Source organism: Litorivicinus lipolyticus, assembly GCF_009650135.1.
Taxonomy (GTDB): Bacteria; Pseudomonadota; Gammaproteobacteria; order Pseudomonadales; family Litorivicinaceae; genus Litorivicinus; species Litorivicinus lipolyticus.
On record NZ_CP045871.1, the window covers coordinates 664,847 to 683,903 of the forward strand.

20 protein-coding genes, 1 tRNA gene and 1 pseudogene are annotated in these 19,057 nt (G+C 59.2%); 11 read left to right on the top strand and 11 right to left on the bottom strand.

The features are described from left to right. Window positions 1-89: 89 nt before the first annotated feature. Genes GH975_RS03380 through ettA form a run of 4 tightly spaced genes read right to left on the bottom strand, consistent with a single transcriptional unit; the run spans window position 90 to window position 4,918 of the window. Complete coding sequence (locus GH975_RS03380; protein ID WP_153713163.1) at window positions 90-1,244, bottom strand: MFS transporter; 1,155 nt, start codon at window positions 1,242-1,244, stop codon at window positions 90-92. Further along, window positions 1,234-2,364 (bottom strand): MalY/PatB family protein, encoded by a 1,131-nt coding sequence (locus GH975_RS03385; RefSeq protein ID WP_153713164.1) that lies wholly within the window; start codon window positions 2,362-2,364, stop codon window positions 1,234-1,236. The genes GH975_RS03380 and GH975_RS03385 overlap by 11 nt, the downstream gene beginning before the upstream one ends. Next, window positions 2,357-3,250: a DMT family transporter gene (locus tag GH975_RS03390; protein WP_153713165.1), complete on the bottom strand. Its 894-nt coding sequence runs from the start codon at window positions 3,248-3,250 to the stop codon at window positions 2,357-2,359. Before GH975_RS03390 ends, GH975_RS03385 begins: the two co-directional genes overlap by 8 nt. Beyond that, window positions 3,251-4,918, bottom strand: a complete 1,668-nt coding sequence (gene ettA / locus GH975_RS03395) for an energy-dependent translational throttle protein EttA (protein ID WP_153713166.1) — start codon at window positions 4,916-4,918, stop codon at window positions 3,251-3,253. Window positions 4,919-4,986: 68 nt separating this feature from the next. Here ettA and GH975_RS03400 point away from each other — a divergent pair, with 68 nt between their 5' ends. Continuing rightward, window positions 4,987-6,024 carry a bifunctional transcriptional activator/DNA repair enzyme AdaA gene (locus GH975_RS03400; protein WP_153713167.1) on the top strand — a complete coding sequence of 346 codons (1,038 nt, stop codon included), beginning with the start codon at window positions 4,987-4,989 and terminating at the stop codon, window positions 6,022-6,024. Further along, window positions 6,021-6,920 carry an EamA family transporter RarD gene (gene rarD / locus GH975_RS03405; RefSeq protein WP_153713168.1) on the top strand — a complete coding sequence of 300 codons (900 nt, stop codon included), beginning with the start codon at window positions 6,021-6,023 and terminating at the stop codon, window positions 6,918-6,920. Before GH975_RS03400 ends, rarD begins: the two co-directional genes overlap by 4 nt. Here the strand turns inward: rarD and GH975_RS03410 are convergent. Beyond that, entirely contained in the window at window positions 6,870-7,064 is a 195-nt protein-coding gene (locus GH975_RS03410) for a DUF3094 family protein (protein ID WP_153713169.1), read from the bottom strand. The genes rarD and GH975_RS03410 overlap by 51 nt on opposite strands. Continuing rightward, window positions 7,057-8,103, bottom strand: a complete 1,047-nt coding sequence (locus GH975_RS03415) for a malate/lactate/ureidoglycolate dehydrogenase (protein ID WP_153713170.1) — start codon at window positions 8,101-8,103, stop codon at window positions 7,057-7,059. The genes GH975_RS03410 and GH975_RS03415 overlap by 8 nt, the downstream gene beginning before the upstream one ends. Window positions 8,104-8,208: 105 nt before the next feature. Between GH975_RS03415 and GH975_RS03420 the strand changes: the two genes are divergently transcribed. From GH975_RS03420 to nhaD, 3 genes are all read left to right on the top strand, one after another. Then, window positions 8,209-9,237, top strand: coding sequence for an AI-2E family transporter (locus GH975_RS03420; RefSeq protein ID WP_153713171.1), 1,029 nt, complete (start codon window positions 8,209-8,211; stop codon window positions 9,235-9,237). Window positions 9,238-9,241: 4 nt separating this feature from the next. Next, entirely contained in the window at window positions 9,242-9,442 is a 201-nt protein-coding gene (locus GH975_RS03425) for a DUF2788 domain-containing protein (protein WP_153713172.1), read from the top strand. 99 nt (window positions 9,443-9,541) lie between these two features. After that, window positions 9,542-10,981 (top strand): sodium:proton antiporter NhaD, encoded by a 1,440-nt coding sequence (gene nhaD / locus GH975_RS03430; protein WP_153713173.1) that lies wholly within the window; start codon window positions 9,542-9,544, stop codon window positions 10,979-10,981. Here the strand turns inward: nhaD and GH975_RS03435 are convergent. Then, window positions 10,952-12,481, bottom strand: a complete 1,530-nt coding sequence (locus tag GH975_RS03435) for a GGDEF domain-containing protein (protein ID WP_153713174.1) — start codon at window positions 12,479-12,481, stop codon at window positions 10,952-10,954. The two genes, nhaD and GH975_RS03435, sit on opposite strands and share 30 nt — an antisense overlap. A gap of 148 nt (window positions 12,482-12,629) precedes the next feature. Here GH975_RS03435 and glpK point away from each other — a divergent pair, with 148 nt between their 5' ends. Next, the gene (gene glpK / locus GH975_RS03440) at window positions 12,630-14,105 is read left to right on the top strand and encodes a glycerol kinase GlpK (protein WP_153713175.1); all 1,476 of its coding nucleotides are present in this window, start codon (window positions 12,630-12,632) and stop codon (window positions 14,103-14,105) included. Here glpK and GH975_RS03445 read toward each other — a convergent pair. Next, window positions 14,083-14,499, bottom strand: coding sequence for a hypothetical protein (locus tag GH975_RS03445; RefSeq protein ID WP_153713176.1), 417 nt, complete (start codon window positions 14,497-14,499; stop codon window positions 14,083-14,085). The genes glpK and GH975_RS03445 overlap by 23 nt on opposite strands. Window positions 14,500-14,775: 276 nt before the next feature. Then, window positions 14,776-14,868 (bottom strand): annotated as a pseudogene (locus GH975_RS12320) (hypothetical protein); the annotation flags it as partial. Here GH975_RS12320 and GH975_RS12110 point away from each other — a divergent pair. The 3 genes from GH975_RS12110 (at window position 14,834) to GH975_RS03465 (ending at window position 17,026) form a co-directional block, all read left to right on the top strand. Then, window positions 14,834-15,868, top strand: a complete 1,035-nt coding sequence (locus tag GH975_RS12110; RefSeq protein WP_322788874.1) for a tripartite tricarboxylate transporter permease — start codon at window positions 14,834-14,836, stop codon at window positions 15,866-15,868. The pseudogene GH975_RS12320 and the gene GH975_RS12110 overlap by 35 nt on opposite strands. A gap of 67 nt (window positions 15,869-15,935) precedes the next feature. Then, on the top strand, window positions 15,936-16,841 hold the full coding sequence (locus tag GH975_RS03460; RefSeq protein ID WP_153713179.1) for an NAD(P)-dependent oxidoreductase: 906 nt from the start codon (window positions 15,936-15,938) through the stop codon (window positions 16,839-16,841). A gap of 44 nt (window positions 16,842-16,885) precedes the next feature. After that, window positions 16,886-17,026 carry a hypothetical protein gene (locus GH975_RS03465; protein ID WP_153713180.1) on the top strand — a complete coding sequence of 47 codons (141 nt, stop codon included), beginning with the start codon at window positions 16,886-16,888 and terminating at the stop codon, window positions 17,024-17,026. Here the strand turns inward: GH975_RS03465 and GH975_RS03470 are convergent. Continuing rightward, the gene (locus tag GH975_RS03470; protein WP_153713181.1) at window positions 17,023-17,355 is read right to left on the bottom strand and encodes a hypothetical protein; all 333 of its coding nucleotides are present in this window, start codon (window positions 17,353-17,355) and stop codon (window positions 17,023-17,025) included. The genes GH975_RS03465 and GH975_RS03470 overlap by 4 nt on opposite strands. A gap of 241 nt (window positions 17,356-17,596) precedes the next feature. Between GH975_RS03470 and GH975_RS03475 the strand changes: the two genes are divergently transcribed. Together GH975_RS03475 and GH975_RS03480 are read left to right on the top strand one after the other, a co-directional pair. Next, window positions 17,597-17,671, top strand: a tRNA-Gly gene (locus GH975_RS03475). A 97-nt stretch (window positions 17,672-17,768) separates the two neighbouring features. Beyond that, window positions 17,769-18,356, top strand: a complete 588-nt coding sequence (locus tag GH975_RS03480) for a LysE family translocator (RefSeq protein ID WP_153713182.1) — start codon at window positions 17,769-17,771, stop codon at window positions 18,354-18,356. Window positions 18,357-18,370: 14 nt separating this feature from the next. Here the strand turns inward: GH975_RS03480 and GH975_RS03485 are convergent, their stop codons facing one another. Further along, entirely contained in the window at window positions 18,371-19,000 is a 630-nt protein-coding gene (locus GH975_RS03485) for a hypothetical protein (RefSeq protein ID WP_153713183.1), read from the bottom strand. Window positions 19,001-19,057 lie beyond the last annotated feature (57 nt).

The following is a 19,057-nucleotide window of genomic DNA, read 5'->3' on the forward strand; positions in this document are numbered from 1 at the left end:
ACCGTTACCGCATTACATGTCCCTAAGCCTAGGACAGATGCCCAGTTGCGCCAGCACCAAAACGATCTAAGTGCTTGGATCTAGTACCTTTAGGCTGTTTGTGGGCGAGGCCGGATCAGGGCGATCAATGCGACCACAATTGCGACCGGTATCAGCATTACGATGTTCAGGCTTTGCCAGCCCAACCAGCCTTCCAGTGGGGCCGCGAACAGCACCGCCAAGGCGGTGAAGCCGAACACCAAGGTCTCGTTCAAGGCCTGACCGCGGGCGCGCTCGCTCGGCGCCAGCGCTTCGCCGACTGAGCGAGTCGCGCCAAGAAACAAAAAGTTCCAGCCAGCGCCCAGCAGCACCAGTGCCAGGACAAAGTCCAGGTAGCTTTGGCCGATTTGAGCCAACACCGAGCAGCCAAGGTACATCAGTGCGCCTACCAGCATGATCGGGCGGGTGCCAAAGCGCGTCATCAGTGATCCGGTGATGAAGCTGGGGCCGAACATGGCGACCACATGCCATTGGATGACGATGCCGACTTGGCCGAACTCAAAGCCCAGTCGGTCCATCGCCAAGGTGGTCACATTCATCAGCAGTGCCATCACCGAATAGCTGGTGACGCCGGCGATCACAGCCACGATCAGGACCGGGTCGCGGATCAATTGAGCAAGGTCACGGCCGCCTTTGGGTGGCAGGTCGGCGCGTCCGACCTTGAGCCCCCACAGCAGCACAAAAGACACCACGAACATCAAGCCCATGGCTAGGTAGGCGCCCTCAAAAGTTACCGCCATGATGTCGCGGCCGATAATGCTGGCCTGGGGGCCTAAAAACGCCGCAATCACGCCGCCGAACATGACCCAGCCCAGGGCGCGTGCACGCTGCGGTTCGGGGACGACTTCTTGGGCGGCGAAGCGGTAATACTGTCCAAAAGCGTTGGCCGCACCGGCCAATGTCGAGGCAATACATAGCGCCATGAAACTTTCATAGACCATGGCCCAGGCACCGGCGCCACCGGCGGCGGCACCCAAGGCGGCCCCGACCATAAAGCCGTTGCGCCGGCCGACCCGCGCCATCAATAAGCTGGCGGGGGTGGTCGCCATTAACAGGCCAATAAACTGCAAACTGACCGGCAGCGTGATCCAGGCAATGCCCGGGGCGATCGGTTTAGAGGCCAACGCGGTGATGCTGACCAGCACCGTCATGGCGCTGCCAAGCAGGGCCTGACAGGCGACCAGCCGTGCCAAATCAGGCTTCATCGATAACCCCGGCCAGTCGCATCAGGGCCTGATCCAGCAACTCGGCCGAGCAGGCCAGGTTAAAGCGCAAAAAGCCGGGTTTGCCGTAGGCCGCACCGTCATCCGGCCCGACCCCGGCGGCGACACAGTCCGCGTGCAGGGTCGGGCGGTTCAAAGCTCGGCAATCGATCCAGGCCAAATAGGTACCTTCCATGCGTGCCATGGTCAGCGCCGCTCGCGGCGCAATGAAACGCAGCAGTCGAGCGCGTTGGGCGCGCAGGTGATCGAGCAATTCAGCGCGCCACGGACCGCCGTGTTGATAGGCGGCAATGCTGGCGTGCCAGGCCAGGTTGGTGATGTCAGGGTAGCCCATCAGTGCGTGGGTAAATTTGGCCCGCAAGGCCGGGTTGGGGATGACGACAAACGCTAATGGCAGTCCGGCGATGTTCCAGGTCTTGGTGCCGGCAAGGATGCTGACACCCCAGTCCGGTGAGACCTTGGCCATCGGCACGTGGGCAATAGGATCCAAGATCAGATCGGCCCAAATTTCGTCGGACACCATGACCGTATGGTGTGCGGCGCAGGCATCCGCGATGCGCTGTAATTCGGCTTCGCGGTAGACCGCGCCACCAGGGTTGTGAGGGTTGCACAGCAAGGCGACGCCGGCGTTCTGCGGTTGTTCCAACGCCCGCTCGAAGGCGTCCAGGTCGATCAGACTGCGGCCGTCGTCGGTGTCGACCATGTCAACACCGTGGGCGCTGTCGCCGCTGATGCCGGGCACTCTCGGAAAGCTGTGGTAAACCGGCGTGGGCGTGACCACTTGGCCGTTGCCGGTCGAAAATGCGCGGTTGGCCGCGAACTGTGCGGGCACCACGCCGGCGACCGGCACAATCCACTCGGCCTCGACCGCCCAGTCGTATTCGCGCGCAAAGTGCGCGCGCACTACGTCCATGGCGTTGGCTGGCGGGTGGTCATAGCCAAAAATACCGTGTGCGACCCGTGCCTCGATCGCCGCTTGGATCGGCTCGGCGATGGTGCAGTCCATGTCCGCGACCGGCAATGGCAGCACATCGGGGGCAAAACGGGCCCATTTTTTACTGTTCCAGTCACGGCGTTGGCCGACATTTGCAAAGTTAAGCACGGGCTTTTCTCCAATGGTGAACCGGTAGCAAGGCAATCAATAGGCCGCTGGCAATTAAGGCCGCACCGATCCAGTGGTGGGCGGCCATGGTTTCGTCCAGGACCTGGGTGGCCAGGGCCAAGCCGAAGACCGGCATCAAGTGAATCATCTGGCCGCCGCGAGCCGCACCGACGCGGGCCATGCCGGCGTTCCAGCACAGGTACGCCAGCAGCGATGGGAATACGGCAAAGAAGGCGACCGCACTCATCAGCCTCGGGGTCAGCGTCATCGGCGCTTCGTCAAAGGGATTCCACAGCCCTAACCCTGTCAGCACTACGACGCCGATGCTGGCGGACAGCCCCAAAAAAGCGACCGGGTCCAGCTCACTCGGTCGAAACCGCAGGAACAGCGAATACACGGCCCACACCACCGAACTGGTTAAGATCCACAAATCACCGGTGGTGAAACTGAGGGCGGCGAGGCGCTCGAACTGGCCCTGGCTGATCAGCCAGGCGACCCCGATGCATGACACCGTAATACCGGCAAGGCTCCGCCGGCTGGGCACTTCGCGCAGCACCAGGGCACCAATCGCAATGATCAGGACCGGGATCGAGCTGTTGATCAACAGCGCATTGGTGGCCGTGGTGGTCTGAAGACCGATGTACAGCAAGGTGTTGAAACTGGCGACCGAAAAAATCGCCAGAAATACCAGCAAGCCGATGTGCTGACGGATCAGTGCGCGTTGACGCCACATGCGCGGCGCGGCGAACGGAATAATGATCGCCAGCGCCAGCGACCAACGCCACAGGCTCATGGTAATCGGGCCGATTTCGCCGGCGATCAAACGGCCGACGACGAAGTTGCCTGCCCAAAATAAGGCCGAGCAGGCTAGCAATAACCAGGCCATTTAGTCGCTCATTTTGCGGTATTTGACGCGCGTTGGCTGAAGGTCGCCCAGGCGTTTCTTGCGGTCCGCTTCGTACTCGGTGTAGTTGCCTTCAAAGAAGTTGACGCTGGAATCACCTTCGTAGGCCAGGATGTGCGTGCTGATGCGATCGAGGAACCAACGGTCGTGTGAAATCATGATCACCACACCCGGGAAGGCCAATACCGCTTCTTCGAGTGCGCGCAGGGTTTCCACGTCCAAATCGTTGGTCGGTTCGTCCAACAGCAACACGTTGCCGCCTTGCTTTAAGGTGTTGGCCAGGTGCAAACGGTTACGCTCACCGCCGGACAGGTCCTTGACCCATTTTTGCTGGTCCTGGCCCTTAAAGTTAAAGCGACCCAGGTAGGCGCGCGAACTGATCTGGTAGTTGCCGACCGTGATCATGTCCATGCCATCGCTGACTTCTTCCCACACGGTCTTGTTGCCGTCCAGGTTGTCGCGCGATTGATCGACGTAACCGAGCGTGACGGTTTCGCCGACGGTGACGGTGCCCGTGTCGGGCTGTTCGTCGCCGGTGATCAGCTTAAACAGGGTCGATTTACCGGCACCGTTACCACCGATAACACCGACAATCGCGCCGCGCGGCACGTCCAGGTTCAAATCGCTGAACAGGGACTTATCGCCGAAGGACTTGCTGACGTTTTCCAGCTTGATGACGTTTTCACCCAAACGCGGTCCCGGCGGAATATAGATTTCCTGGGTTTCGTTGCGGGTCTGGGTTTCTTGGCTCGATAGCTCTTCGAAGGCCTTCAAACGGGCCTTGGATTTTGACTGACGGCCTTTGGCGTTCGAGCGTACCCATTCCAATTCGCGTTTGATCGATTTGGCACGGGCGTCCTCGGACTTGGATTCGCGCTCCAAACGGGCTTCTTTTTGTTCCAGCCAGTTGGAGTAGTTGCCCTCGTAAGGAATGCCGTGACCACGGTCCAATTCCAGAATCCAGCTGGCCGCGTTGTCCAGGAAGTAGCGGTCGTGGGTAATGGCGACCACGGTGCCGGGGAATTCGGCCAGAAACTGTTCCAGCCAGCCGACGGATTCCGCATCCAAGTGGTTGGTAGGTTCGTCCAGCAACAACATGTCCGGTTTGGACAGCAGCAAGCGGCACAGCGCGACGCGGCGCTTTTCACCGCCGGACAGCGTGGTCACATCCGCATCCCATGCCGGTAGGCGCAGCGCATCCGCGGCACGCTCCAGCGTGCGTTCCAATTCCCAGCCACCGGCGGCATCGATTTGGTTCTGCAAGTCGCCTTGCTCGCCCAACAAATCGTTCATTTCGTCGTCGCTCATGGGCTCGGCGAAACGGTTACTGATTTCGTCGAAACGGGTCAGCATCGATTTGACTTCGTGGACGCCTTCTTCGACGTTGCCACGCACGTCCTTGGTCGGGTCCAGCTGTGGCTCTTGCGGCAGGTAGCCCACGCGCAGGTCCGGCTGCGGGCGCGCTTCACCGTTAAATTCGGTGTCGACGCCGGCCATGATTTTAAGCAGTGATGACTTACCAGAGCCGTTCAGACCCAACACGCCAATTTTGGCGCCGGGGAAGAAACTCAAGCTGATGTCTTTGAGAATTTGACGTTGCGGGGGAACCGTTTTCGAAACACGGTTCATGGTGTAAACGTATTGCGCCATGACATTCCTGTGGTGCGGGATCAAAAAATGGGTGGTTTGGGGCAATACTTTGGCGGCAGACTGCGCGCATGACAAGTAAATCCGAACAGGCGTGGGCCGTGGCCGGGCAGGTTGCACTGGCAACGCGCGATCCCAGTATCGACGGCCACCTGTGGTACGGCGTGATGACAACCGGGGTGTATTGCCGCATCAGTTGCCCATCGCCGGCGCCCAAACCAGACAACACGCGCTTTTTTAGTTCGCCAAGCGCGGCCTTGGCGGCCGGCTTTCGGGCCTGCAAGCGTTGCCACCCCGATCAATTGGTGCCGATGCCGCCTTACTTGGAGCGCGCCATGGGTGCGCTGGCCAAGGGCGTCAGTCCCACGCAAACCGCGGCACGTTTGGGCATCGCTCCGGCGACGCTGTCACGGGCGTTTAAACGCTGGCTGGGGTTCAGCCCAAAACAGTTGGAGCTGTTCGCTAAAACCGATCGCTTTAAGGCGCGCATGCTGGACGGGCAGGGCGTCATGCGGGCCGCTTTAGATGCCGGCTTTAATGATGACAAGGCGCTGTATCGCAGCGCCAGCACCTACGTTGGTATGACGCCCGGTGCCTATGGTGGTGATCGGTTGCTGACCTTTGGCTTGGCCGCGGTGCCGCTAGGCTGGTTGTTAGTCGCAATGCACAGGCATGGTCTGGTGTTTGCCGGACTCGGCGGTACACCTGGCGAGGTTATGTTGGATTTGCTGCGGCGGTTTCCCAATGCGCGGCTGGCGCCGATGGACGAGGCGGCGGGTGACGCGCTACAAACGCTCAGCGGTCAACTGGCGGGTGGACCCTGGCAGTCGATACCGGTCGAGTTGGCCGCCACGGCGTTTCGATTGCGGGTGTGGCATGCGCTGCGTGACATCGCCCCGGGCCAGACCCTGAACTACGCCGAACTGGCGGCACGTTTAGATTCGCCCACGGCGGCGAGGGCCATTGGCAGTGCTTGCGCCGCCAACCCGATTTGCCTCAGTATCCCGTGCCACCGTGTGCTGCCGAAATCCGGCGGTCTTGGTGGCTACTACTGGCGACCTTGGCGCAAAGCCTTCCTGTTGGCGCTGGAATCACGGAGCACGCAATGAACTCAGGCGGTATCGCGCTGGCCATGGTCAGCTTTTTTATGTGGGGCACCTTTCCGCTTTACTGGGTCAATACGGTCTCGGTGCCGGCGTTTGAAGTGCTGGCGCACCGCGGGTTTTGGATCGTGCCGGTGGTGCTGTTGGTGGTCACGGCACGGCGTCAGTGGCCGGCCTTGCGCGCCGCGTTTCGCTGGCCAAACTTACGTTGGCTGATGGTCAGTGCGGTGTTTATTGCGATTAACTGGGGCATGTATGTGTGGGCCGTGGCCGAGCAGCGCGTGACCGAGGCTGCGCTGGGGTACTACCTGACGCCGCTGTTGAACGTCGCCATGGGCGTGCTGCTGTTTGGCGAGCGCCTGAGCCGGTTAAAATACGTGGCGCTGGGTTTGGCTGCGGTTGGTGTGGCATCGGTGGCGGTATTGGGCGGACATTGGCCCTGGTTCGGCATTGTCGTCGGCATTAGCTTTGCCTGCTATTCCAGCACCCGAAAAATGGTCAAGGTCGAATCCTTGGTCGGTTTGACGGTCGAATCCTTGGTGTTGTTTCCGGTGTTTACGATTTGGCTGGCGCTGTTTGGTGACATCAAATGGGTGACCACGGAATCCACCGCTCCGTGGCTTATTTTGGGTGGCTTGATCACCGCGCTGCCGCTGTTGACCCACGTCGCTGCCGCCCGGCGAATCCCCTTGTCGTTGCTGGGAATGCTGTTTTTCACCGTGCCGACCTTGCAAATGCTGTGCGGTGTGTGGGTCTTGGGCGAACCCTTTGGCTTCGCCCAAGGCATTGCCTTTGGCTTTATTTGGTTGGCGGTGGCGTTGTATGTCGCCGATGAGTACCGCCGTTCGCGCTCAAAGGTACGGCTCGACCAGGTAGCCGATCAGCCAGGCAAAACCGCCTAATACGATCACCACGCCCATCAAGCCGGCCATCATTAGCCAGGGCTTGAAGGGCTTGCGCTCGATCGTTCGGGTGCCGCTGTGGTTGTAGTCATCGATCGCTTTTAGCTGTTCGGCGGTGTATTCCGCCGGATCCCGTTCAGGCATTCCAGTTCACTCCTACCAAGGCGCCAGCCTCGACCAGTGAGGCCCAGTTACCGTCGTCAAATTCTAAACCTGCGCTGCGTTCGGCCGTGCACTGGCGTTCCGGGTCGCCCGGCAAGATTACCGGTTCTGTGCCTGCGGCTGCGGAACCGGTCACATGGGCCACCAGTTCGCGCATTTCCAGCGCCAAATAGTCCGCCGATGCCAGTCGTGATGGGTCGATGATAATCGACATCATGTTGTTGATGATGCCGCCGCGGCGCTCGTGGTGCGGGGCCAAACTGCCACCGCCGGTCATCACCCCGGCCAATATTTCGCACATTAAGCACAGCGCATAGCCTTTGTGATCGGCCAGTGGCGTCAACGCGCCCTTGGGTTCTTGCCACATCACGCTGGGTTGGTCGGACAGGTTGCCATCGTGGTCAATCACCGCGCCTTGAGGCACGGTTTTGCCGCCCAAATAGGCGACCCGGGTTTTACCCAGGGCAATTTGCGATGTCGCCATGTCCAATAGCACCGACCGGGTATCGCCCATGGCGGGCATGCCAAAACAAATCGGGTTGGTGCCAAACACCGCCTGCTTGCCACGAAACGCGGCGACCATAGGCTGGTGATCGGTCACATTAACGAAGTGCAGGCTGATCATGCCGGCGTCCATGCATTGCTCGGCATAAGTGCCAATCCGGCCAATGTGGTGACATTGGCGCAACCCGATTAGGGCTACGCCATGTTCGACTGCGCGTTCGATGCCGCGCTGGATGGTTTCGCGCGCGATTCTCTGGCCGAAACCGCGGTGGCCATCAACGCCGAGCAGCGCGCCCGAATCGAGCGTGGTGGTGGCGGCTTGGTTGACCCTCAGTAAGCCGCTTTGAATGCCGGGCAAGTAGTTACTTAACATGCCGACACCGTGCGAGTCGTGGCCGGCCAAGTTGGCGCGCACCAAATGATCGGCGACGATAGCGGCTTCGTGGGCGTCGGAACCTGCGGCTTGCAGGGTCTTAATGACCAGGTCGGTCAATTTGGCAGGGCTGATCTGTGGCATGCGGTCTCCTTGTGGGAGGGGAGTGTCGCGCAACCTTTGACGCGTGACAAATGACGCACTGCGCAACCCCCGCTACACTGATGGCACGCTGAAACGAGGTCGACCATGGAAATCAACGAACGCTCTTACACACTGCTGAACTTGGCTGCGCTGGTGATCGTGGTGGCGGGCCTGAAGCAAGCAGCGCCGGTGGTGGTGCCGCTGTTGGTCTCGGCGTTTATCGCGATGATTGCCTGCCCGCCTGTGTTTTGGCTTGAGCGGCGCAAAGTTCCGGCGGTGGTCGCGGTACTTGGCGTAGTCGGCGTTATTGTTGGCTTCGCCACCATGATTAGCATGATTGTCGCCGGCTCCATCGATGGATTTTTACAGGCACTGCCGACGTATCAGGCGCGTTTAAAAGCTGAAATCGGTGCGATCGCGCCGGTCGCGTCTGAGTGGGGACTGCCGGTGGATTTGAAAACCCTACAGGACGTGGTCGACCCGGGCGCGGCCATGAGTTTGGTCTCGAACTTGCTGTCGGGGCTGGGCAATGTGTTGGCGAATAGCTTTCTAATTTTGTTGCTGGTGATTTTTATCCTGCTTGAGGCGTCGTCCTTGCCGGCTAAAATTCGCACGGCCCTGCGCGCGCCCGAAGCGGCACTCAATCAGTTCGGCGAATTGGCCAGTAAGGTCAATACCTACCTGGCGATCAAGACCTGGGTCAGTTTGGGCACCGGCCTGACGGCGACGGTGCTGTGCTATGCGATGGGCGTGGACTTTCCACTGGTGTTGGGGCTGTTGGCGTTTTTACTCAACTACATCCCCAATATCGGCTCGATTTTGGCGGCGATTCCGGCCGTGTTATTGGCGTTTTTGGAACTGGGCGCCGGCAGCGCGCTGGGGGTCGGTTTGGGCTACTTCGGCATCAATACCCTATTTGGCAACGTCATCGAGCCGCGCTTTCAGGGGCGTGGGGTCGGGCTGTCGACCTTTGTGGTGTTTTTCAGCTTGGTATTTTGGGGTTGGTTACTCGGCAGTGTCGGCATGCTGTTGTCGATTCCGCTGACGATGACGGTCAAGTTGGCGCTAAACGCCAACGACGAAACCCGTTGGTTGGCGGTGCTGTTGGGACCGGAAACCGAGGCGAAGGGATAAGCCCATGGATTTTGCACAGATCGAAGAGTTAGTGACCTACGTTGGCATCGCCGGTTTGGTGGCCTTGATGTGTTGGATTGTCTACGACGTCGGCACCCGCGCAGGGGTCGGCAGGTTCGGTCTGTGGACCATGATGGTGGTGCTGATGGCAGCGCCGGCGGTGTTCGTGATTAAGTCCATTGTCGTACTCATAATTGGTGCCTGAGTAATGACAAAACGCCATTGAAAAGCTAGAATTCGCGCGCTTGTTTTTTGTGGGCCCCCGACTTGGGACCCGTCCCTCAATGTCGCGGGAGTTCATGGAATGTTTCGAAATTTTTTGTTGGCACTGGTGTGCCTGCCGGGTATGGCTTTTGCCGCCGAATCCGGTCTTGATCTGACCACCCACTGGGTCGGTTTCTTCTCAATTGCGATCTTCGTGCTGGCCTACGCCTTGGTGATGGGTGAGGAAGTGTTGCACCTACGAAAATCAAAGCCGGTTTTGATTGCCGCGGGCGTGATCTGGGCGGCCATCGGCTGGGTCTATGCGGGCACCGGCGATCACCATTCGGCCGAAGCGGCCGTGCGCCACAACTTGCTCGAATTTGCCGAATTGATGCTGTTCTTGTTGGTGGCGATGACCTACATCAACGCCATGGAAGAGCGCCGGCTGTTCGACCGCTTGCGTGTCGTACTGGTGCGTTCGGGCATGAGCTTACGCTCACTGTTTTGGGTCACCGGTGCACTGGCGTTTGCGATTTCGCCGGTCGCGGACAACCTGACCACGGCACTGCTGATGTGCGCGGTGGTGATGGCGGTTGGCGCTGACAATAAGGCCTTCATTGGCCCGGCCTGTATCAACATCGTGGTCGGCGCTAACGCCGGCGGCGCGTTCAGCCCGTTTGGCGATATTACGACCTTGATGGTGTGGCAGAAAGGCGTGATTCCGTTTACGGACTTCTTTGTATTGTTCTTGCCGTCCCTGGTTAACTGGGTCATCCCAGCCTTTATCATGTCGCTGTTCATCCCCAAAGACCGACCCACCGCGGCGACCGATGATGTGCAAACCAAGCGCGGTGCCAAGCGAATTGTGTGCTTTTTCCTGGGCACCATTTTCCTGGCGGTGAGCTTCCACAACTGGCTGCACCTGCCGCCTGTGGTTGGCATGATGCTGGGTCTGGGTATTTTGAAATTCTTTGGTTTTTACCTGCGCAAGTCATTGCCGCGTTCGTTGGAGCGCAAGCGTGCGTTGGCCGAACGCGACGGCGACGAGCAAGCGCTGCGTGCGCTGGGTGAGGTCGTGCCGTTTGATATCTTTAGCAAGGTCGCCCGTGCCGAGTGGGACACCCTGTTGTTCTTCTACGGCGTGGTCTTGTGTGTCGGCGGTTTGGGCTTTATCGGCTACTTGGAGCTGATGAGCTCGTTCATGTACTTGGATCTGGGTCCAACGGCTGCCAACATCTTGGTCGGCATTATGTCCGCCATCGTCGATAACATTCCGGTGATGTTCGCCGTGTTAACCATGATGCCCGGTATGGATGAAGGCCAATGGTTGCTGGTGACGTTGACGGCCGGTGTCGGGGGTTCGCTATTATCGATCGGTTCGGCGGCGGGTGTGGCTCTGATGGGCCAGGCACGCGGACGCTACACCTTTTTTGGCCACCTAAAGTGGACGTGGGCAATTGCGCTGGGTTACGCAGCCTCGATTGCGGTCCACATGTGGATCAACAGCGCACTATTTGATGGTGTGCCCATTACTGTTTAAGTGACGGACTTCTTTCTGTCGATATAGCGCCGCATCTGCGAGCTTTATCACCTCGCCCGGCTCATCCGTAGCCGGGTTGAGGGTCACCGACCCTCCACTGATTTGAACACGCACATTGATATCGGGGCACTCGGGAATGGGCTCTTCGTTTAACATGGCGCGCGCCATTTTCAAGGTTCGTTCGGCATGCGACGCCGTTGCATCCGCCAGTACGACAATAAACTCATCGCCGCCAAGCCGCCCGACGATGTCGCCGCCTTGACTCCGCACCAAACCCTCTAAGGTATTCGCTAGCAGCTGTAAGGCGTTGTCGCCAATGGCGTGGCCAAAGGTATCGTTGACCTCTTTGAAGTGATCGATGTCGACCATCAAGATGCCCAAGGTTTGGTCTTTACGCCGAGCGCGCTGGACTTCCGAGCGCAAGCGCTCGCCAAACCCCAGTCGGTTGAATGTATTGGTTAGCGGGTCTTTGTGGGCGGCTTTTTGCAGGTTAACCAAATCAATCTGGGCTTTTTTCAGGCCCGAGCGCAGTTTGCGGATTCGGTCGGCGCGGGTGTCGGCAAGTTCGCTCAGGGTTTTGCGTTGCTCTTCGAGTGAGTCGCGCGGCACGGCCAGCTGGCGCTGAACCATGCACAGTACGCGACCGCTTGAGAGGATCGGCTCCAATGTCACGCGCAGGCGCAGGTCGTGGTTGGCGAGGTCAAATTCACGGTGGCTATCCAGCGACACGGATTGGCGTAAATTGCGCGCCAGTGGCTCTCGAAACTCGGCCGGGAATAGCCCCAGCGCGGCGTCCAAGGTCGTCGGTGGGGCATCGCCTTCAAACAGACTGGCGAGGCTGCTGCCCTTGCTGATCGTTTGATCGTTCGCGATGTACTCAAAGATTGCGATGCCGGCGGTATCGCGCACCGTCGACAGCGAATTAAGCAGGCGACCGACTTGACGTTCGTGGTCTTGCAGGCGAGTGAAGTGGCTGTCCATGTCACGTGCACGGCGTGCCAGTCGTATATTTCGCCAACACATCGTCGCGGCGACCAGCGCCAGCAACACGGCACCGAAGTGCATCAGTTGGGAGCTGTGCTCGGCTCGTTGGATGGATTGTTGTTCCAGCGCTTCCCAGCGCTCAATGGCGGCCAGCGCTGGATTGTCGTTGGTCACGATCATGCGATCGACCGTAGTGGGGTCGGCCCCTGACTCGATCAGGGTTTGGGCGGTATCCAATTGGTTCTGATAGCGCTGTAAGGTGACGCGCAGCGTGTTGGCGTGCTCGTGACCAGGGTGCGCAATTAATACCCGGTCCACCAGCGTAAGCGCCGATGATAACTGGACTTGGGCGGATTCGCGGTGGGTGTCGTCGTTGCGTAAAACGTAGTTTTTCAGGTTGTGAATAAACCCGCCATAGCCCAGCAGCTTGCGTAGTTCGTTGACGTCGCCTGCCATGGCTGAGCCGGCGCATAGCACCCAGCCCAACAGCAAGCCCTGAAACAATCGTTGGAGCAACCTCTGCGCCTCTTTAATACCGATGGCCTAACGCAAATCAGATCACAGAGTTTCCGGTATTCCGGGGAGAGGGACGTTGATCAAGCACACATTTCCGAGGCTGCGCACGGCAGGTTACACTGGCGAAAATAATCAAGGATCGGCCCAGATGACCTATGTATTGGCGCTCGACGCCGGCACCACTTCGAACCGCGCTATTGTCTTTGACTCGTCCGGCGCCCCCTTAAGCAGTGCCTCGGTTGCCTTGCCGCAACATTTCCCGCACGACGGCTGGGTTGAGCACCACGGCGGCGACATTATTGACGGGCTGGTCGACAGCGCCCGCGCTGCGATCGCCGAGGCTGGGATTGAGCCTGGCCAGATCGCCGCCGTTGGCTTGACCAATCAACGTGAGACCACGCTGGTGTGGGATCGTTCAACGTCCGAACCGGTGTATCCGGCGATTGTCTGGCAGGACCGGCGCACGGCCGCGTATTGCGCCGATCTAAAGGCCGCCGGGTTAGAGCCCGAGTTCGCCGCCAAAACCGGCTTGCTGTTGGATCCCTATTTTTCCGGTACTAAAATCCGCTGGATCCTGGACCACATCGATGATGGCCAAGGCCGCGCCGAACGCGGTGAACTGGCGTTCGGTACCGTGGACACGTGGGTGGCCTGGGTATTGTCCGGCGGACAGCGCCACATCATGGATGCCTCGAACGCGGCGCGCACGCTGTTGTTTGATATCGATCGTCAATGCTGGGATGCGTCGTTGATGGGGCACCTGAATATTCCGGCGGCCATGCTACCCAGTGTGCTCGATAGCGCCGGCGACTTGGCCCCTATTCAGGCCGAATTCTTTGGCGCGCCACTGCGGCTGACTGGGATTGCGGGGGACCAACACGCCGCCTTGATCGGTCAGGCCTGCATTGAGCCGGGGATGGTCAAGAGCACCTACGGAACGGGCTGTTTTATGATGGTTAACACCGGCCAGCGGCGGTTGCCGTCCCAGCATCGATTGTTGAGCACCCTGGCGTATCGCTTGAACGGTGTTTGCACCTATGCCCTGGAAGGCGCGATTTTCAATGTTGGCACGTCAATCCAGTGGCTGCGCGACGGGCTGGCGGTGCTGGATGATGCGGCCCAGTCCCAAGCCATGGCCGAGCAGGCCCGTGACGACGAGGTGTTTTTGGTCCCCGCGTTCACTGGCCTAGGCGCGCCCTGGTGGGATGCCAATGCCCGCGGCTTGATATGCGGGCTGACACGCGACACTGGGCGCAATGAAATTGTTCGCGCCGCTTTGGATGCCTGCGCCTATCAAACTGCGGATCTATTGCAGGCGATGGAAGCCGATGGCCAGCCCTGTGCGGCGCTGCGTGTCGACGGAGGTATGGTGGTGAACGATTGGCTGTGCCAGCGCTTGGCCGACCTGTGTGGGGTCCGAATTGATCGCCCCGAGGTGACCGAGACGACCGCGTTGGGGGCCGCACTGTTGGCAGCCATTGGCGCAGGCTTGTACCCGGACTTGGCGCAGGCAACGGCGCAATGGTCATTGCAGCGTTCGTTTCAGTCGACCTTGGATGCACCGACCCGCGGCTTGCGCCACCGCGCTTGGCAGGGCGCCGTTAAGCGGGCGCTGAGTGAGTGATCGCCCGCAGCAGGTTATGAATAGCAGGTTGCGCGGCGGCGCTGGATATCTCGGATTCGCTCATCACCAGTACGTCCCCGGTCGAGCTTCCGTTCGGCGTTGGCAGCCGATCCTCAATCACCAAGATCGCCGGAACGGCGGGGTGGTAGTGGGTGGTTTCCAACGCCGACAATAGGTCCCAGCCACTGAGCTCGCCTGCGTTCTCGTGGGCGACGACCAAGTCGAACCGGGTCTGTAAGCACAAGTCCAAAGCCTCGCACGTGTCCGCCGCCGCAACGCTACGCAGCGTCGGCAGGGCGGCCATGATGGCGCGCTGGACGGCAGCGTGACGGCCACAAACAGCACTTTGGGTGGACAGGTCTTTGTAGCCGATATTGGCAATAACATGCGCCACCTCCGCGTATGTTGCGGTGCAATATTGCGCGGATTTGCCTGATATTGCTATGTGGTCGCCGGTTAAGTTTTGTATTGGCCCTGTCCTGATGGGCGTTACGGCCGGATGTAGCCCATCGCCGTGGATATTTTCAGTCCGGTTTCACGCAGCTGCTCCAACACCTCGGTTTCCAGCATTTCGGTCGAAATGGTGGCCAGCGGGCACGACACGCTGATCGCAGCGCAGGTTCAACACCGGTACCGCGATGCACTGTAGCCCCAGGGAGTGCTCCTGAAGGTCAAGCGCGTAGCCGCGTTGCCGGGTCAGTGCGAGCTCCTCCTGTAGCGCGCTGGTACTGGTCGGCTGTATGCCGGGTCTGACCGCCACCATGGGCTGTGCGCTGCTGATTTCATTTACCTTTAGCTTGCCGCCGGTTCAGGGCTCGTTAATGCTGATGGGGATTTTCACCGGCGGCATCTATGGTGGCTCCATTTCCGCCATCTTGATCCGCACGCCGGGTACCCCTGCGGCCGCGGCCACCTTGTTGGACGGCCACCCGCTGTTGTTCCGTGATCACTTGGAAATCGTTTGCCCGATCTTTGCCGGCATGATCCTGTGTCAGGTGGCGCTGTTGGTGATCGGCCTGAGTGGCGCGCGCTTGTTCTCGAAGCTGATCAATATCGATATCCGCGTGCTGACGCCGATTATCTTTTTGCTCTGCATGGTCGGTTCATATTCGATGCCTTTCAGCTTCTTTGACGTTGGGTTGGCGCTGGGCATTGGCGTGGTTGCCTACTTTGTTGGGTATTTGCTGGAAGACTTGACCTTGCAAGGCGGAGTCGATCTGTCGTTGGCCAAGTGGTTCGATTACGACGGTATCGGGCGCGACGTGCGCAACGGGCTTAACTTCGTTGAACGCGGATTTGGTGTTCGTGGTGCACTAGGGTGTTCAGATCGAGGTCACACGGCGACGTCCAAAATAAAGCCGTGTGATATAGACTGGGAACACATTTTTGGCGAGCTAGGTGTGCGCTGGTTTCACACCGGTGGTATCTGCGCGGCGCTGTCCGACGACGCCTACGAGGTGGTGTCGGAGGCCATGCGGGTCGCCAAGAAGCACGGCACTGTGGTGTCTTACGACCTCAACTACCGGCCATCGCTGTGGGAGCAGCGCGCCGGCCTCGCGGCCTGCCAAGCCACCAATCGTGCGCTGGCAGAACAGGTCGACGTCATGATGGGGTTCCCGGGCTTTTTGGGTGTGCAGCCGGACGGTGATGATAACCGGGTGTTGGCAGCCGCGGATTTCGAGGGCCTGATTGCCGACGCGGTCGCCTCGTTGGCCGAAGCCGAGGCCTTGATGGCCGGCTCGGCGGGCCAGACGCAGCGATAACCAAACGACGGCGCCCGTTTTTGAGCGCTCAACACACAACTTGATGACACACATAAGGCAGAACAGGATGACGGCTAAGACACTCCCCACGATCGGTTTCGCAGGCTTGGGCTTGATGGGATCTGCGATTGTTGAGCACCTCCAGGACCTGGGTTATTCGCTGACCGTATTGGGGCGCACCAACCGCGCGCCGATTGATGCGGCCGTGGCCCGCGGTGCAGTCGAGGCTAAAAACGGTCGTGATTTGGCGTCGAATGTAGACGTGGTGCTGATCTGCGTAGACACCTCAAAGTCGGTTGAAGCGGTCATGTTTGGCGCCGATGGCATTCTTGAGGGCGTTAAGCCGGGCACTATGGTTGTCGACTTTGGCACCTCGATTCCCGAATCAACCAAGAACATTGGCGCGCAGCTGGAAGCCCGCGGCGCACACTTTATGGACGCTGCGCTGGGTCGTACGCCTGCGCACGCCAAGGACGGTTTGCTGAACCTGATGGTCGGTGGATCGGCCGAAGACTTCGCACGGATGTCCCCGGTATTTAACGATGTCGGCGAAAACGTCTTTCATGTCGGCGCCTTGGCGGCCGGTCACACGCTGAAATTGATCAATAACTTTTTTGGCATGACCCTGGCAACCGCGATGTCCGAAGCCTTCGCCATTGCGGACGTGGCCGGCATTTCGCGCGAAAACCTGTACAACATTATGTCCAGCGGCCCGCTGCACTCGCCGATGATGGACTTTGTCAAAGCCAACGCCGTTGACGGTGACGCCCACACATTGGGCTTCTCCATCGCCAACGCCCGCAAAGACCTGGGCTACTACGCCGCGATGGTGTCTGGATTGAACGTACCGAGTTTTATTGGGGGCGCCACCAACCAGGCGCTGACCCTGGCGGTCGCTCAAGGTTACGGCGACAGCGATGTGCCGGTGATGGTGGATTTCTTCCAGTCATCGTTCGCCAACGCGCCCAAGTAAATGGCGCGCAGACCCAGCACCCGTCTTCGCTGCGCGATGGTGACTTGCCGTTTTACGGATCTTTCGTATACGGCAGCGTGATCGTGGCCTGTAGCGGTGTCGAGCAGTGGTTCGATGTGCTGGTTAGTGGTTGGGTGGCGGTGGCGTTTGAGCAGTTGCTTGTACACCAACGCCACAACGGTTAGCCACAGCGAAGGCTAAACACAGGGTCGGTTCCGTTGGCACATGTTACCGCTAGGGCGTCTGGGATTGTTTGGTTGCTGTCGATCACAACCAACCGTGATGGCCGCGGCTGATAGCGGTCGCCGGCTAGAGCCGTGGCCAGCAGATGGTTAGCCATTTGTTCGACTGCGGTGCTGGCGATGACGGTGTCAAATGTGGTTTGCAGGCACAGGTCCAAGGCGTCATAGGTGTCGGTGGCGGTTACGATGCGAATGTCTGTGAAGCGCGCTTGTATCGCCGCCGTCAGTGGCGCGGGTAAGTCGGCGCATAGAATTCTCGGCTTCGCGGTCATATGGGCGATCCGTTTGTTGCAGACTGTTCCTTAATTTTACACATCAAAGTGTCAAATTGACATCCGGCTCTGTATGAGGGCGCTTGATATGGGTCAAGTCCGGTTGGATTGGCCATAAAATGTGACTGAGGCTGCCATTCTCATTGACGAACGCCGGTGCGGTGGCTACAGTTGCGCCGTGCCGAAGATCTTCGGTACGGATCACGGGCTACGATCTCAGCAGCCCCGTTATCGAAGCCTTGCGGGTATCGTATAAAGGCTATTACCCCAGCCTTCCAAGCTGGTGATGTGGGTTCGATTCCCACTACCCGCTCCATTTTATATGCGCGCGCTGCCGGCCTATTGATAGCGCGCGGTTGTGGGCGCATGAATCGACTCAACGCTTACTCAATGACCCCCATCGGTTTTACCCCATGCTGACCTTTGCGCTTGCTGTTTTTCTGTTGATCATCACGCCCGGACCGGGTGTTTTGTCGTTGGCAGGGGTCGGCGCGGCGTCCGGCTGGCGCCCAGGCTTACGGTATTTAGCCGGGTTGTGGCTGGGTACCAATATTGTTTGCTTTGCGATTATCTCGGGCCTGGCTGCGGTGGTGTTAGCGGACCCAGTTATTCGCACCGGACTGCTGGTGTTGTCGGCGCTGTACCTGGGTTTCCTGGCTTTCAAAATTGCCTTTGCCGGAGCCAAGATCGCCTTTATCACGCTGGCCGCACCGGGCTTTGTGGCCGGGATTACACTGCAATTGATTAATCCCAAGGCCTACGCGGTCAATACCGCGCTGTTCAGCAGTTTCGCGTTTTACCCGGCCAGCTTCGCGGTTGAAACGGGCCTGAAGTTGGTGATCGTGAACCTGATTTGGTTGCCGCTGCATCTGCTGTGGCTTTACGCCGGGGCCAAGGTCAACCGTATGGATTTGGCCGCGCGCACCCAGCGCATTATTAACGTGGCGATGGCCGCCTGTTTGCTCGGTGTGGTCGGCTTGTCGGTTTGGTCAATGCTGTAACGTCCCAGGTCCCTTCACTCGGTGGACATCACGAAGCCGGCACCGGTCTGTTCGAAAGGACCGCCATTGAAGTTCAATATCAGCCGCTTATCCAGGGCGCCGCGATAAAACAAATGGGTAACCCCGTCGACTTCGACGGCCGGCGCCATTACGAGTGCACGCGAGCCCTTTAGCTTATATTTGACCGAGTGGTACGCCGCCGGCGTCAGCATAAAGTTGATATCTTCCATTTGGCTCTTAAGCGGCTCGAAATTTTGCCCAGTCGCCAGTTCAACTTGAACCAAGCCATCGTCAAATTGAGAGGTCTTTAAGTACCAGGGGCTGCGCTCGTTGGGGTCATTGGATATTGGGATTGATCCCTCGATGAGTAAGCTGGGCCCGAAATCGCCGCTTTCGATTTCGACGCTATCAATATCCATCATGGATTCAACGGCAGAGACAATCGCGTCGAGCTGAGCCCGTTGCTCGTCGTCCAGCTCGCCGAGTAAGCTGAACTCGGCTTCAAAATCAGCCTGCCCCGCGGGGCTACCATCGAGGGAGCTGACAATGTGAGCCGCGTTGACGTTGATTTCCAGTGAGTCCGAGTTACAACCAGCGACCAGCATTGCGAGTAAAAGGGTGCTGAGTGTCAAATATTTTTGCATCTTAAATCCTCTTTCGTCCGTACTTTTGAGCCTACTCACGTCTTCGATTGAACCGTA